The following is a 15052-nucleotide window of genomic DNA, read 5'->3' as shown; positions in this document are numbered from 1 at the left end:
GTCCCCACGATAGGGGGGCCGCTTGTGAAAACCCTCACTGCCCCCTCGTCCGGCCGGCCCGGCTACCCCAGGGTGCTCTTGATCACCTGCATCACGGAGGTGTCGGCGAGGGTCGTCGTGTCGCCGATTTCGCGGCCCTCTGCGACGTCCTGCAACAGGCGGCGGATGATCTTGCCCGAGCGGGTCTTCGGCAGCTCGTTCACGATGAAGATCTGCCGGGGCCGGGCGATCGCGCCGATCTGCTGCGTCACGTGCGCACGCAGCACCGCCTGGATGTCCTCGTGCGAGGACTCCTCGAGGTGGCTGTACTTGATGATCACGAATGCGACGACAGCCTGGCCGGTCGTCTCGTCGTGCGCGCCGACCACGGCCGCCTCGGCCGTCATCGGGTGCGACACGAGCGAGGACTCGATCTCCGCGGTGGAGAGCCGGTGCCCGGAGACGTTCATCACGTCGTCGACCCGGCCGAGCAGCCAGATATCGCCGTCCTCGTCGAGGCGGGCGCCGTCGCCGGCGAAGTAGCGCGGGTTCGCCTCACCGAACTTCTCCCAGTACGTTTCGATGAACCGCTCCGGGTCGCCCCAGATGCCGCGGAGCATCGACGGCCAGGGCTCGGTGACGACGAGCAGCCCGCCGTTACCGTGGCCCACGTGCACGCCGGCCTCGTCGAGCACGTCGATCGACACCCCGGGGATCGGTACCTGCGCGGCGCCCGGCTTCGCGACGGTGACCCCGGGAAGCGCCGAAATCATGATCGCGCCGGTCTCGGTCTGCCACCAGGTGTCCACGACAGGGGCGACGTTGCCGCCGATCACCTCGCGGTACCACATCCACGCCTCAGGGTTGATCGGTTCGCCGACCGAGCCGAGCAGCCGCAGGCTCGACAGGTCGAAGCCCTGGGGAATCTGGCGGCCGAGCTTCATGAACGTGCGGATGGCGGTGGGCGCCGTGTAGAGGATGCTGACCTTGTACTTCTCGACGATCTCCCACCAGCGGCCCGGGTGCGGGGTGTCCGGGGTGCCCTCGAAGAGGACCTGCGTCGCCCCGTTGGCGAGCGGGCCGTAGGTCACGTAGCTGTGACCCGTGATCCAGCCGACGTCCGCGGTGCACCAATAGACATCCGTTTCGGGGTGCAGGTCGAAGACGTTCTTGTGGGTGAAGGCGACCTGGGTGAGGTACCCGCCGCTCGTGTGCAGGATGCCCTTGGGCTTACCGGTCGTGCCGGAGGTGTAGAGAATGAACAGCGGATTCTCGGCGGGGAAACCCTCGGCCTCGTGCTCGGCGTCGACGCTCGCGAGCTCGTCGTGCCACCACAGGTCGCGGTCGGTCCACTCCACGTCGTTGCCGGTGCGCTTGACGACGAGCACGTTGCGCACGGTCGTCGGCACACCGGTCAGCGCCATGTCGACCGCGGGCTTGAGGGGCGTGACGCGGCCCTTGCGGTAGCCGCCGTCCGCGGTGATCACGAGCACCGCGTTCGCGTCGTCGATTCGTGAGCGCAGGCTCTCAGCGCTGAAGCCGCCGAAGATGACCGAGTGCACAGCGCCGATCCGGGCGACGGCGAGCATCGAGATCACGGCCTCCGGGATCATCGGCAGGTAGATCGCGACCCGGTCCCCGGCCTGCACGCCGAGCTTTGTCAGCACATTCGCAGCGCGCTTCACCTCGGCCGTCAACTCGGCGTAGGTGATCGCGCGGGAGTCTCCTGGCTCGCCTTCGAAGTAGAGCGCGACCCGGTCGCCATTGCCCGCGAGCACGTGCCGGTCGAGGCAGTTCCAGGCCACATTGAGGTGCCCGTCCTCGAACCATTTCGCGAACGGCGGGTTGGTCCAGTCGAGCACGGTGGTGAACGGCTTGTGCCAGTGCAGCAGCTCGCGGGCCTGATCGGCCCAGAATCCGAGGCGATCGTTCGCGGCATCCGTGTAGAGCTGCGCGGTGCCGATGGCTTGGTCCGCGAACTCGGCAGTCGGTGCGAACCTGCGGGTTTCGTTGAGAAGGTGGTCGATCTGAACGCTCATAGCTTGTCGCTCCTTTGCGATGACGGCCGGGTGCGTAACAAGCCCCTCGTGCACCATACCCTGACGATCCGCGAACTCACGTTGCGGGGAATTGCGGAGCGGCTCTCTCCCCGGAGAACTCTCCGGGATCGCCCGAGGTCACCCCTGAACGGGGGCCGCGTCACCGTGTCCTCATTTATGAGGACACGGGGGACTTGCGCATCTTGATTTTCCTTATACACTTGGACTCGTCCGAACGAAAGTTTTGACCTGCATCACGTTTGGTTCCCCCCAATCAGCGTGATGCCGAGGCGGCACCTGTTCCCCCCAATAGGTGCCGCCCCCCTTTTTTTAGCGACCCGACGGGTTTCCGGCAGTTTTCCGGCGGTTCGGTGGCTCGTCCTCCACCGTCGTCGTCGTGCAGGGCGACGCGTCCCCAGCCTGGTGTTGTGGCCCCGTCCACGAGGTCATCGCCGGATACTTTCGGGTCATGGTGCAACCGTTCGTCGCCGCCCCGTCGCTCAACCGTGAGCGGATGCCCGAGGTCGCCGACCCGGGGGAGCGCGCGCCGGTGACGGGGCCGGGGTCGGTGACGGGGTTGGTGCCCGGGCGGAACCTGGCCAGACTGGGCCCGATCGCGCGGTACGCGGCATCCGCAGGTGTGACGGACCTGTTCGTCAACGGCGAGGCCGGCCTCTGGGTCGATGCGGGCCTCGGCCCGGTGCGGCAGTCGGGCTGGCGGTGTGCCGAGGCCGAGGTGCGGGCGCTCGCGGTGCGGCTGATCGCGCTCGGCGGCCGGCACATCGACGAGGCGAGCCCGTGCGTCGACGTGCGGCTCGCCGACGGCATCCGGGTGCACGCCGTGCTGCCGCCGGTGTCGAGCACGGGCACCCTGCTCTCGATCCGGCTGCCGCGGCCCGACCGGCCGCGACTGGACGCGCTCGCCGCTGGGGGCCTGTTCGGCTCGGGGACGGTGGGCCTCGCGCTCAGCGACCGGCTGCGTGCAGCGGTGCAGGGACGGGAGAACCTGCTCGTGACCGGGGCGGCGGGCAGCGGCAAGACCACCCTGCTGGCAGCACTTCTCGGCGAGGCGCCGCCGGGGGAGCGCATCGTCGTCATCGAGGACGTCGCCGAACTCCGCATCGACCACCCCCACGTCGTGGCGCTCGAATCGCGGCAGCCGAACCTCGAAGGCGCCGGGCGGGTCGGCCTGGACGCGTTGCTCCGCGAGGCCCTGCGGATGCGCCCGGACCGGCTGGTGCTCGGCGAATGCCGCGGCGGCGAACTGCGCGAACTGCTCGCCGCCCTCAACACCGGCCATGACGGCGGGGCGGGCACCCTGCACGCGAACTCCCTGGGCGACGTGCCCGCCCAGCTCGAGGCCCTCGGGGCGCTCGCCGGGATGAGCCAGGCGGCCGTCGCCCGGCAGGCCGTCAGCGCGATCGGCCTCGTGCTGCACCTCGAGCGCCGCGGCGGTGAGCGCAGGCTCGCGCAGCTCGGCCGGTTCGAGCTCGACGGCCGCGGGCTGCTGGTGGCCGTGCTGGTGGGCGTGCCGGCCGGGGGCATCCCGTGATGCGCCGTGGAGCGGTCAAGCAAGCCCGAGGGGACGCCGACATCGAGGATGCGGCCCGGATCGTGCAGCGGCTGGCCGTGCTCCTCTCGGCAGGGGTGTCGCCCGTGAACGCGTGGGGATACCTGGACGAGGACGCCGGCCCTGACGCCTCTCGCGCTGCCCAGAGGGGTGCGGATCGGAGGCGACCGCGGGTGAACCGGGCGGGTGGCGATTCGCCGGCCGTCGGCATCCGTGTCGTGCGCGCCGCCGGTCTCGCCGCGAGTCGCGGGGACAGCGTTGCGGAGGCCATTGCGGGGGAGGCGCGGGCCGTTGGCGGGCAGTCGGGCGAGGCCTGGTGCGCGGTCGCCGCCGCGTGGGAGGTGGCGACCCGGTCAGGGGCGCCGCTCGCCGCGTGCCTGCGTCAGCTCGCGGCCAGCCTGCGCGACCTCGGCCAGCTTCATGCGGACCTCGAGACGGCGCTCGCCGGCCCGGCCGCGACCGCCCGGCTGGTCGCCGTCCTGCCGCTCGTCGGGATCCTCTTCGGCGTGCTGCTCGGGTTCAACACCGTCGCGACGCTGTTCCTGACCGTACCGGGCTGGCTGTGCCTCGGCAGCGGTACCGGACTCATACTCGCGGGGAACCGGTGGAATCGCCGGCTGCTCCGGCGGGCCCGGGCTCGGGCGCCGACGCCGGGCCTCGATCTGGACCTGACCGCGATCGCGATGAGCGGCGGCGGTTCGGTCGACCGCGCCCAGGCCCTGGTGACCGAGGCGCTCGGCCGCTATCTCCCCGCCGCGCCAGACCCGCATCCGGAACGAGGCCGGCGGTCGGAGCCCGCGAAGCCCGGCCGCTCCGCCGCCCTCGGCCGCACCGCAAGACGCGGCCGCTCAACCGACCCCGGCTACTCGGCGGACCCCGGCCGCTCCGCCGCGGACCGGGTGCTGGACCTGGCCGTGCGCGCCGGCGTGCCCGCCGCCGAGCTCTTGCGCAGCGAAGCCGAGCAGCTGCGCCGCGACGCCCGGACAGCAGGCCAGCGGCGGGCGGTCACCCTCAGGATCGCCCTGCTGGTTCCCCTCGGCGTGTGTGTCCTGCCGGCCTTCATGCTGCTCGGCGTGGTGCCGCTCCTCGTGACGGTGCTGTCGACGACGCTCTCGGAGTTCTAGCCGCGGCAGCCGTGTACGAAGAGACCCGGGCACGAAAAGACCCGAGCACGAAAAAAGAGCCGGGCCCTTGGGCCCGACTCTTTCGAAGTCACGGTGAAACTGTCCAGTTGCTCTAGTCCTTGCGCTCCGGACGAGCTTTCTTGTCGGCGCGTTTTTCCTTCAGAGTCTTCGCTGCGGCAGTCTTGCCGGTGCTCTTCTTTGGGGATTTGTCTGCCATCAGCGCCTCGTTCCCCGGACCCTAGTGGGTGCCGTTGGGAAGACACTACGCTCATCTTTCGCCAAAGGTAACCCCTTTCTGAAATTGGTCGTCGTGGAGCAAAAATCGCCTCCTCTTTGCCGTCCTCGCCCGATCGCGAGAGCGCAGTTTTGGCCCTTAAACCGCGGTCTTAAGGGCCAAAAGTGTACTCTCGCGATCCCACGCGGGGCGGGCGTCCTCAACAGGGCCGGGTCGGGCGGCGTTTTCCACCGAATCCGGATCGGCCGCGGGATTCGGTGTCTGGCGGGCGAATCTGGAACCGATCGTGCCGCCGGACAACCGCGTCGATCGATGGGAGAGGAGAAGGACAGATGCCGAGCTCAACAGACACGGTGAAACGACGACCACGCCGGGCCGTCAGGCGCCTGCGGGAGGATGCGGGCGCCGCGACCGCCGAGTACGTGATCGCCACGATGGCGGCCGTCGGCTTCGCGGGATTGCTCATCCTCATCCTCCGGGGAGACGAAGTGCGCGGCATCCTCACCGAGCTGGTGCGCCATGCCCTCACGGTCGGGTAGCCGGAGGGCCGCATCCCGTGCCGCGGCCGGTGACGCGACCGGCACCGACGGGAGCACCGTCCCGGCCGAGCGCGGCAGCATCACGGCCGAATTCGCCGCCGTCATTCCGGCAGTGCTCCTCGTGCTGCTGCTCTGCCTCGGCGGGGTGCAGGTCGGCGGTCAGCAGGTCCGGCTGGCGGATGCCGCGGCCCAGGCGGCCCGGTCCCTCGCCCGGGGCGACGGGCTCGACCACGCGACCAGTCTGGCCCGGCAACTCGTCGGCGGCGCGGCCGTCTCAGTGGACCAGCGCGGCGACGCGGTCTGCGCCCGGCTGAGCGCTCCCGCAGCGCTCGGGATCACGGTGACGGCGGGCTCCTGCGCGCTCGGAGGCGCCACGTGACCCGCAACCGCGATCGTGGCTCCGGGTCGGTGCTCGCGGTGGGCATCCTCGGGGCGGTCGTGCTGTTGACCGCGCTCCTGCTCCCGTTCATCGCGGTGCTCGTCGTCGGCCAGACCGTGCGGGCGGCGGCGGATGCCACGGCGCTCGCCGCAGCGGACACGCTGTCGGGACTCGTGGCCGGGGTGCCCTGCGAGGCCGCGGCCGAGATCGCGGCCCTCGACGGGGCATCCGTGGCGCGCTGCACAACGGCCGGCCCGATCGCGAGCGTCACGGTCACCCGGGAATTTCTCGGCTGGAACCTGAGAGCGCGCGCCAGGGCCGGTCCACCGGGTTCGGCGGGTGCACCGGGAGGCGGAGCTTCGCCCGGGAACGGTCGGGGCGAAGCGGCCGGCTCAGTCGAAAATGGCCTCGAGGTAGCGGTAGTCGACGGCCGTCGGTCGCTCGGGGAACTCCGTGGAGTCGAACTCCAGGCCGGCGCCGCGGGTATAGACGTAGCGCTTGCCACCGGACTCCGCGGGAATCTCCAGACGAGGCCGGATATCGCCCGTCTCGAGGAACTCCGTGGTGATCGTCTTGCCTTCGAGGGGGCCGTCCGTAAGCTTCGCGGTGTACGTGCCCGTAGCTGCTGTACCCATGCCTCCATTGTCCTCACCCAGGCGAGGCTGGCAAGCCCCAAAGCCCTGTGTGACGTGTGGCCGATTAGGTGGGCACCATCTTTCTGTGTGTATGGTGTGCCTTGGCCCTTCAACGGGCCGATACCTATAAAGAGGAGTCTGGTGCCAGGCGCTAAGAAGCTGGTCATTGTCGAATCGCCGACAAAAATGAAGTCGATCGCCGCGTATCTCGGCGACGGCTACGAGGTCCTGTCCTCGGTCGGCCACATTCGGGACCTGATCGAGCCAAAAAACCTGCCCCCTGAACTGAAGAAGGGGCCCCTCGGCAAGTTCTCCGTCGACGTCGACAACGGCTTCGAGCCGTATTACGTCGTGTCCGACGCGAAGAAGAAGACCGTCGCCGAGCTCAAGCGGGCGATGAAGACGGCCGATGAACTCCTGCTCGCAACTGATGAGGACCGCGAAGGCGAGGCCATCGCCTGGCACCTCCTGCAGGTCCTCCAGCCCAAGGTCCCCGTGAAGCGCATGGTGTTCCACGAGATCACCAAGGAAGCGATCCTCAAGGCCAAGGACAACACCCGCGACCTCGACACGGCCCTCGTCGACGCGCAGGAGACCCGGCGCATCCTCGACCGCATCTACGGCTACGAGATTTCCCCCGTGCTCTGGCGCAAGGTCGGCCCTGGCCTCTCCGCCGGTCGCGTGCAGTCCGCCGCGACCCGCCTCGTCGTCGACCGCGAACGCGAACGCCTCGCGTTCGTCTCCGCCGGCTACTGGGACCTCTCGGCCCAGCTCGCCTCCGGTACGGCGCGCGAGGATGCCGCTTTCCAGGCCAAGCTCGTGCGCCTCAACGGCGAACGCATCGCCTCCGGCGGCGACTTCGACGATCTCGGCCGCCTCAAGCCCAAGGTCACGGCGACGACGCTCGATGAGGCATCCGCCCTCGCCGTCGCCGACGCGCTCAAGGAACCGAGCGTCGCGATCACCGTGACCAAGGTCGCCTCCAAGCCGTACCGTCGCAGCCCGGCCGCCCCGTTCACGACATCGACCCTGCAGCAGGAAGCCGCCCGCAAGCTGCGCTTCACCGCCCGGCAGACCATGAGCGTCGCCCAGTCGCTCTACGAAAACGGCTACATCACCTACATGCGTACAGACTCGCCGTCGCTCTCGCAGCAGGCAATCACCGCGGCCCGCAACCAGGCATCCTCTCTCTACGGCCCCGAAACGGTGCCGGCCCAGCCGCGCCTCTACAAGGGCAAGAGCAAGAACGCGCAGGAGGCCCACGAGGCCATCCGCCCGTCCGGCGATACCTTCCGCACGCCCTCCTCGCTCGCGAACACCATCCGCGGTAACGACTTCCGCCTCTACGACCTGATCTGGAAGCGCACGGTCGCCTCGCAGATGGCCGACGCGACCGGTTCGACCGCGTCCGTCACCATCGCGGCAGGCCCGACCGGCGTCTCGCCGCACCCCGCGGCGTCCGGCGTGCTCGCCGAGTTCTCCGCGAGCGGCACGGTGATCACCTTCCGCGGCTTCATGCTCGCCTACGAGGAATCCCGCGACGAAGAGCGCAACGCGCCCACCGACCCGACCGAGTCCAAGCTGCCGCCGCTCGAAGAGGGCCAGTCGCTGTCCCTGCTCGAGGTCGAGGCCAAGGGCCACGAGACCACCCCGGCCGCCCGGTACACCGAGGCGAGCCTCGTCAAGAAGCTCGAAGAGCTCGGCATCGGCCGCCCGTCGACGTACGCCTCGATCATCTCCACGATCACCGACCGCGGCTACGTCACCCCGCGCGGCCAGTCGCTCGTGCCGAACTGGATCGCCTTCTCCGTGGTGCGCCTGCTCGAGGAATACTTCACCGATCTCGTCGAATACGACTTCACCGCCGAGATGGAAGACGACCTCGACCGCATCGCCGACGGTAAGGCCGACCGCGTCGACTGGCTCAACAGCTTCTACTTCGGCTCCGAGAAGCACCGCGGTCTCCGCCAGGTCGTCGACAACCTCGGTGAGATCGACGCCCGGTCGATCAACTCGATGCCGATCGGTGACGACATCACCCTCCGCATCGGCAAGTACGGCCCCTACCTCGAGGTCATCGACCCTGCCGCCGCAGCGGATGCCCCGCCGCGCCGGGTGAACATCCCGCCGGACCTCGCACCCGACGAACTGACCCCCGCGAAAGCACGTCAGCTCATCGACGCGCCCGTCGTCATCGACCGCGTCATCGGGGTCAACCCGGAGACCGGCAAGAACATCGTCGCCAAGGACGGTCGTTTCGGCCCGTACGTGACCGAGCTCGACCCGGCGCCCGCCGAGCCCGCCGTCGTCGAACTCGTCGAGACCCAGACCGAGTCCGCCGGCGAGACCATCGACCCGCTCACCGGTGAAGTGACCCAGCTGGTCGACGCCGGCGCTCCCGCAGCGAAGCCCAAGCGCAAGCCGGCCGCGAAGAAGATCGCCCCCGCCGACAAGCCGCGCACCGCCTCGCTATTCAAGTCGATGGACCTCGCGACGATCGACCTCGAGACCGCGCTCCGGCTGCTCGCCCTCCCGCGCGTCGTCGGCCTCGACCCCGAAACGCAGACCGAGATCACCGCACAGAACGGCAAGTTCGGCCCGTACCTGAAGAAGGGCGTCGACACCCGCTCGCTCACGAGCGAGGACCAGATCTTCGAGATCGACCTGCCCGGAGCGGTCGAACTGTACAGCCAGCCCAAGTACGGTGCGCGGCGTGCGTCGAGCGCCCTCAAGGAATTCGAGACGCCCGACCCGGACAGCGGCAAGGCGATCAAGATCAAGGACGGCCGATTCGGCGCCTACGTCACCGACGGTGTCACGAATGCGACGATCCCGAAGGCCGAGACGGTCGAAGAGGTCGATTTCGACCGGGCCGTGCAGCTCCTCGCCGACAAGCGCGCCAAGGGACCGGCCGTCAAGAAGGCGCCCGCGAAGAAGGCCCCCGCCAAGAAGCCGGTCGCCAAGAAGCCCGCCGTGAAGAAGCCCGTCGTGAAGAAGGCCACCGCTACGAAGACCACGGTCATCAAGACCGCAGTCCGCAAGCCGGCCGTCACCAAGACAGGGACCTCCACCAAGACCGCGACGACCAGGACTGCAGCGACGAAGACTCCCGCGGGTTCGACCACCCAGTCGTGACCGCAGCAGACGTGACCGGGGCGGCCTCCACTGAGGCCGCCCCGACCGGCCTCTTCATTACCCTCGAGGGCGGCGACGGTTCGGGCAAGTCCACCCAGGCCCGGCTGCTCGCCGAGTGGCTCGGTGAGCAGGGCCGCACGGTGCTGCGCACCCGGGAGCCCGGCGGCACCGTCGTCGGCGTCGAAATCCGTGAGATCGTCCTGCACCACACCGGCGAGGTGTCCCCGCGCGCCGAGGCCCTGCTCTACGCGGCCGATCGCGCCCAGCACATCGCCACTGCCGTGCGTCCGGCGCTCGCCCGCGGGGACGTGGTGGTCCAGGACCGCTACCTCGACTCATCCGTCGCCTACCAGGGCGCGGGGCGGGTACTCGGCGCCTCGGAGATCCGCGAGCTGTCGCTCTGGGCCGCGGAAGGCCTGCTGCCCGAGCTCACCATCCTGCTCGACCTCGATGAGACCGTCGCGCGCGGCCGGCTCGACGCCGCCAACAAGCGTTTCGACCGCCTCGAGGCCGAGAAGGACGACTTCCACGGGCGGGTGCGTGCTGCGTTCCTCGACCTCGCCCGCGCCGAGCCCGACCGTTTCCTGGTCGTGGATGCCGCGCGCCCGGTCGACGAGATCGCCGCGGCGATCCGCGCCCGCGTAGCCCCCCTGCTCTGACCTCGCAGGCGTCTGGGCGGGATGTCAGCGGCGACCGGTACCCTGAGGGAATGAGCGTGTGGGACAACCTGACCGGCCAGGCGGATGCGATCGCGATCTTCCGCGCCGCCGCCGCGCCGCAGCAGAGCGCGGTTGACGCCCCCGCGAGCACCGCCGGCAGCACCGCCGGGAGCGCCGCCGGGAGCACCGCCGGCAGCACCGCCGGCAGCAGCGCCGTCGCCTCCGGCTCCTCGGCTTCGAGCACCTCCGCGTCCATGACGCACGCCTGGCTCATCACGGGCCCGCCTGGTTCGGGCCGGTCCAACCTGGCCTTCGCCTTCGCCGCCGCCCTCCTCAGCCCGGGAACGCCAGCCGAAGACGCGACCGCCGAACGGCTCGTGGAGGCCCGCACCCACCCCGACCTCGTCGTGCTCGCCACCGAGGGCGTCATCATCAAGATGGAATCCGTCAAGGAGGCCGTCAAACGCTCCCAGTATTCGCCCTCGGTCGGCCGATACCGGGTCATCGTCGTCGAAGACGCCGACCGCATGGTCGAGCGCACCTCCAATGTGCTGCTCAAGGCCCTCGAAGAGCCGCCGGAACGCACCGTGTGGATCCTCTGCGCCCCGAGTGAGGCCGACCTGTTGCCGACCATCCGGTCCCGGGTGCGCACGGTCAGGTTGCGCGTCCCGAGCGTCGCCGACGTCGCCGCGCTTCTTGTCGCGCGCGAGGGGGTCGACCCTGTCATCGCCGAGCGCTGCGCCCGCGAAGCACAGAGCCACATCGGCATGGCGCGGCGGCTGGCCACGAACCCCGAGGCCCGCGAACGGCGCGAGGAAACCCTGAAGGCCGCGCTCGGCATCCGTGGGGTGTCGCACGCAGTGAACGCCGCGGCGCGACTGCTCGCGATCGCCGGTGACGACGCGAAGGCGATCACCCTCGAGCGGGACGCCGCCGAACGCGAGGGTGTGCTCCGCTCCCTCGGCGTCGAGCCCGGCAAGTCGGTGCCGCCCGCGCTCCGCGGCCAGATCAAGGCGCTGGAAGACGACCAGAAACGGCGGGCCACCCGGAGCCTGCGCGACGGGCTCGACCGGATCCTCGTGGATCTGACCTCGCTGTACCGGGATGTGATCATGGTACAGTTCGGCCGCGAGAATGAAGTGATCAACCGCGAGCTCCTCGTCGGAGTGCGCGCCGCAGCGGCGGCGTGCGCGACCGTCACGACGCTCGCGACACTGGACGCCATCGCGATCGCGCGGCAGAGAATTGAATCCAATGTGGCACCGGCCCTGGCCCTCGAGGCAATGCTGGTGTCCGCCATCCGGCGATGAAGCGATGACTACGACGATGCCACCGCCCACGCGCGGCGCTCGTAAGAGCCTGAACCGCCTGCATGACCAGACCAGTAAAGAGGAACCGTTGACCACACGCATCCGCCAGCGCCCGGCGTCGAACGGCCCGGTGTCGAATGGCACCCGGACGCGCCACCCGGCCGCCCGCCGCTTCGCGATCCTGGCCGCCGCCGTCGTCGTCACGATGGGGCTCAGCGGATGCGTGCCCGCGTTCCTGCCGCAACCCTCGGCCTCGACGTCGTCCCCCACCGGGGAGAGCGTCAGCAGCGCCCTCGACCCGTTCTACAACCAGGTGCTCACCTGGACCGACTGCGGTAACAGCCTGCAGTGCACCACCGCGAAGGCCCCGCTCGAATGGAGCGCGCCCGGAACCGACACCGTCGACCTCGCCCTCGTGCGGCACGTCGCGACCGGCACCCGGGTCGGCTCGCTCCTGGTCAACCCCGGCGGTCCCGGCGGCTCCGGGTACGACTTCGTGAAGGGGTCCCTCGACTACGCCACGGATGCGAAGCTGCAGGCCGGATTCGACATCGTCGGGTTCGACCCGCGCGGCGTCGGGCGCTCGTCAGCGGTGAAGTGTTTCGGGGCTGCCGAGATGGACCAGTACCTGTACGCCATCCCGACAGCAGCCCGCGGCACGGATGCCTGGATCCAGGAGGTCGAGAAGTCCTCGACCGACTTCGGAGCCGCCTGCGCCACCAACACCGGCGCCCTCCTCGCCCACGTCGACACCGTGAGCGCTGCCCATGACCTCGACATGCTGCGTGCCGTGCTCGGCGATGCCCAGCTCAACTACCTCGGCTATTCCTACGGCACCTTCCTCGGCGCCACCTACGCCAACCTGTTCCCGGACAAGGTCGGCCGCCTCGTCCTCGATGGAGCCCTCGACCCGTCCACGAGCAATGCCGAGGTGACCCGGGTGCAGGCCGTCGGCTTCGAGAGCGCGCTACGCTCCTACCTCGCCGATTGCCTGGCTGGATCGAAGTGCCCGTTCAACGGCACCGTCGACCAGGCGATGACCACCATCTCCGCGCTGCTCGACTCGGTCGACCGGAGCCCGATCGCCGCGAGCGATGGCCGGATGCTCGGCGCCAACACGCTGCTGACCGCCATCATCTACCCGCTGTACCAGGCGTCGGCGTGGCCGAACCTGAGCGAGATGCTGTCGAGCGTGATGCAGGGCAACACCAAGATCGCGTTCCAGTTCGCGGATGCCTACAACGGCCGTAACTCCGACGGGACATACCTCGACAATTCGACCGAGGCCTTCCTGGCGATCAACTGCCTCGACTACAGCTACAACGACGACCCGGCCGTGATGCGCGCCGACGCCGCGGCCATCGAGGCCGCAGCGCCGGTCATCGGCAAGTACATGGCCTACGGCGACACCGGCTGTGCGAACTGGCCGGACAAGTTCACCGGAACCCGCGCCGAGATCCACGCGCCGGGAGCGGCGCCGATCCTCGTCGTCGGCACGACGAACGACCCGGCGACCCCGTACGTGTGGGCGCAGAGCCTGGCCAGGCAGCTCGACAGTGCGCAGCTCGTCACGTACGCGGGCGAGGGGCACACTGCGTACAACAAGTCCAATGCCTGCGTGAACAACGCGGTGGACTCATACCTGCTGCAGGGGACGGTGCCGGCCACCGACCCGAAGTGCTGATGTGCGGGGGCGGCCGTGCGGCATCCGGTGACGACTCGAGGACTGCACATTTGCGCGCCGTGTAAGAATGTGACCATGGTGGATGTTGCGGAAGAACCCGGCCTGCGTGAACGGAAACGTCTGGCGACCCACCGGGCCATCCAACTCGCTGTGCTCACGCTCGCGTCCGAGCGCGGGGTCGACAAGGTCACCGTCGAGGACATCAGCCGGATCGCCGATGTGTCCCCGCGCACCTTCTTCAACTACTTCCCGTCGAAGGACGCCGCCCTCGCCGGTGACGATCTCACCCTCGGTTCCGAGGCGGAGATCGAGGACTTCGTACACAGGAGCCCCTCCGGTGACATCCTCGCCGACCTCGCGGTGCTGCTCTCGACCAGCGTGCAGAATTCCCAGGATGACCGGGAGATTCACCATCTGCGGCGTCAGGTGATGAAGGAGAACCCCTACCTGTTCGGCATGCGGATGGCTACCCTCCGCAGCTTCGAGGGACACCTCGACGACGTGATCAGCCGGCGCCTCGCGGCGGACGATCCCGTGCTCGCCGCCGACCCGATCGCGTTGCACCAGCGCGCCCTGCTGCTCACGCTCGTCGCGGTCGCAGCCCTGCGACACGCCTGGCGCTGCTGGGCCGAGGGAGACGAGTCGGAGCCGCTCGCCGATCGGGTGCGGGCGTCGTTCGCGGGGCTGTACGAATTGACCCTCCGGACCAGCTAAGCTTTGTTGCTGTGTCACCGCGCGTTTCCGGAAAGAAGCATTCGGGCGTCACGCCGCCTTAGCTCAGTTGGTAGAGCATCTCACTCGTAATGAGAAGGTCGTCAGTTCGATTCTGACAGGCGGCTCCCTTTCCTCATCGCCCGGCCCACTCTCTTCGTGCTGCCCATGTGCTCGTGCTATCGGTCTGCGAGGAGCAGGTTGAGTCGCCTTCCCGCCGGCGCGGTTTCCTTGTTCGTGCCCATCAGCTGGGCATCGTTCAAATAGGTGAGGTCGTCGACGGTGATGCCGAATCGGGCGGCCACGTCGGCGCGGTATTCATTCGTTGCGGCGGTATAGCCCGCGGGCCTGCCGTCGATGACGTCGACCGTGCCCCGGGCGCCGGGCGTCGCACCGGAGTCCACGGGGTTGAGGTAGCCGCGGAGCGGCGCGAAGGTCCAACGGATGTCGGCGCGCGCGACGACGGCCTCACGGCAGTCCGGGTCGGTCGTGTCCGGTTGGGCGGGGGTTGTGACCAGAATGACCTGGTCGATTCCGCTGGGATCTCCGCTGAGGATGCTGAGGTCACCCCAGCCGTAGGCGCCGCTTCCGCTCGTGAACGGCCCGAAGTCCATGCGGAAGCCGCTGTCGTAGCAGGTTTGGTTCGCCGGTATGGGCTGGGTCGCGGTCACCGCGTCGACCGTTGCCGCTGCCGGAGTGACGAGGTCATCGATGTGGAGCGTGAGCTCGGTTCCGTGGAAATCGAACCTCACATTGCCGGTAGTACCGTTGTCGGACGTCAGCGTGCCCGTTCCGATGGTCCCGGTCGGGAGCGTCCCCGGAACGCCAGGTTGTGTTGCCGGTGAATCCGCGGATGCAGACGGCGTTGGGGCTGGCGTGCCGATGGCCCCGCCGCTCGAGCTGCCGTGAAATCAGCGTGGCGAGCCATCTCGTTGCCGCGACCTCCCTACGTGTCAGGGTGAGTTGAGGCGGGTAGCTCAGAGCAAGTTCGCCGTTTGACGTAGGGCGAGAATCAGGAAGTCCCACCATGTCCAGTCCCTCGTTGATCGCCGT

12 protein-coding genes, 1 tRNA gene and 1 pseudogene are annotated in these 15052 nt (G+C 69.1%); 11 read left to right on the top strand and 3 right to left on the bottom strand.

The features are described 5' to 3' along the window. Window positions 1–62 precede the first annotated feature (62 nt). Window positions 63–2018, bottom strand: a complete 1956-nt coding sequence (gene acs / locus E3O46_RS11165; protein ID WP_134449661.1) for an acetate--CoA ligase — start codon at window positions 2016–2018, stop codon at window positions 63–65. 469 nt (window positions 2019–2487) lie between these two features. Here acs and E3O46_RS11160 point away from each other — a divergent pair, with 469 nt between their 5' ends. The 5 genes and pseudogenes from E3O46_RS11160 to E3O46_RS19015 all read left to right on the top strand — a co-directional run. Further along, a complete protein-coding gene (locus tag E3O46_RS11160) occupies window positions 2488–3570 on the top strand; it encodes a TadA family conjugal transfer-associated ATPase (RefSeq protein WP_134449660.1) in 1083 nt (360 codons plus the stop codon). Beyond that, on the top strand, window positions 3570–4712 hold the full coding sequence (locus E3O46_RS11155) for a pilus assembly protein (RefSeq protein ID WP_134561721.1): 1143 nt from the start codon (window positions 3570–3572) through the stop codon (window positions 4710–4712). Before E3O46_RS11160 ends, E3O46_RS11155 begins: the two co-directional genes overlap by 1 nt. A gap of 567 nt (window positions 4713–5279) precedes the next feature. Beyond that, window positions 5280–5486, top strand: coding sequence for a DUF4244 domain-containing protein (locus E3O46_RS11150; protein ID WP_134449658.1), 207 nt, complete (start codon window positions 5280–5282; stop codon window positions 5484–5486). Beyond that, window positions 5467–5865 carry a TadE family type IV pilus minor pilin gene (locus tag E3O46_RS11145; protein ID WP_134449657.1) on the top strand — a complete coding sequence of 133 codons (399 nt, stop codon included), beginning with the start codon at window positions 5467–5469 and terminating at the stop codon, window positions 5863–5865. Before E3O46_RS11150 ends, E3O46_RS11145 begins: the two co-directional genes overlap by 20 nt. Further along, window positions 5862–6131: pseudogene (locus E3O46_RS19015) on the top strand (Rv3654c family TadE-like protein); the annotation flags it as partial. The gene E3O46_RS11145 and the pseudogene E3O46_RS19015, both read left to right, overlap by 4 nt. Before the next feature lie 126 nt (window positions 6132–6257). Here E3O46_RS19015 and E3O46_RS11135 read toward each other — a convergent pair. Next, window positions 6258–6500, bottom strand: a complete 243-nt coding sequence (locus tag E3O46_RS11135; protein ID WP_134449656.1) for a hypothetical protein — start codon at window positions 6498–6500, stop codon at window positions 6258–6260. Window positions 6501–6641: 141 nt separating this feature from the next. On the opposite strand from E3O46_RS11135, the gene topA reads away from it, so the two are divergent. The 6 genes from topA (at window position 6642) to E3O46_RS11105 (ending at window position 14127) form a co-directional block, all read left to right on the top strand. Beyond that, the gene (gene topA, locus E3O46_RS11130; RefSeq protein WP_134558207.1) at window positions 6642–9635 is read left to right on the top strand and encodes a type I DNA topoisomerase; all 2994 of its coding nucleotides are present in this window, start codon (window positions 6642–6644) and stop codon (window positions 9633–9635) included. Next, entirely contained in the window at window positions 9632–10294 is a 663-nt protein-coding gene (tmk, locus tag E3O46_RS11125; protein ID WP_241975214.1) for a dTMP kinase, read from the top strand. The genes topA and tmk overlap by 4 nt, the downstream gene beginning before the upstream one ends. Before the next feature lie 50 nt (window positions 10295–10344). Further along, the gene (locus E3O46_RS11120; protein ID WP_134449654.1) at window positions 10345–11604 is read left to right on the top strand and encodes a DNA polymerase III subunit delta'; all 1260 of its coding nucleotides are present in this window, start codon (window positions 10345–10347) and stop codon (window positions 11602–11604) included. A 205-nt stretch (window positions 11605–11809) separates the two neighbouring features. Beyond that, window positions 11810–13288, top strand: a complete 1479-nt coding sequence (locus E3O46_RS11115) for an alpha/beta hydrolase (protein ID WP_241987492.1) — start codon at window positions 11810–11812, stop codon at window positions 13286–13288. A 75-nt stretch (window positions 13289–13363) separates the two neighbouring features. Next, window positions 13364–14002 (top strand): TetR/AcrR family transcriptional regulator, encoded by a 639-nt coding sequence (locus tag E3O46_RS11110; RefSeq protein ID WP_134449652.1) that lies wholly within the window; start codon window positions 13364–13366, stop codon window positions 14000–14002. A 52-nt stretch (window positions 14003–14054) separates the two neighbouring features. Continuing rightward, window positions 14055–14127 (top strand) — tRNA-Thr (locus E3O46_RS11105). A 51-nt stretch (window positions 14128–14178) separates the two neighbouring features. On the opposite strand, the gene E3O46_RS11100 is transcribed toward E3O46_RS11105, so the two are convergent. Beyond that, entirely contained in the window at window positions 14179–14751 is a 573-nt protein-coding gene (locus E3O46_RS11100; RefSeq protein WP_134449651.1) for a hypothetical protein, read from the bottom strand. Window positions 14752–15052: the final 301 nt, after the last annotated feature.

The organism is Cryobacterium glucosi (assembly GCF_004402235.1).
In the GTDB taxonomy this organism is placed as follows: Bacteria; Actinomycetota; Actinomycetes; order Actinomycetales; family Microbacteriaceae; genus Cryobacterium; species Cryobacterium glucosi.
The sequence above is the reverse complement of the archived record's forward strand: the minus strand, read 5'-3'. Positions and strand labels throughout refer to the sequence as shown.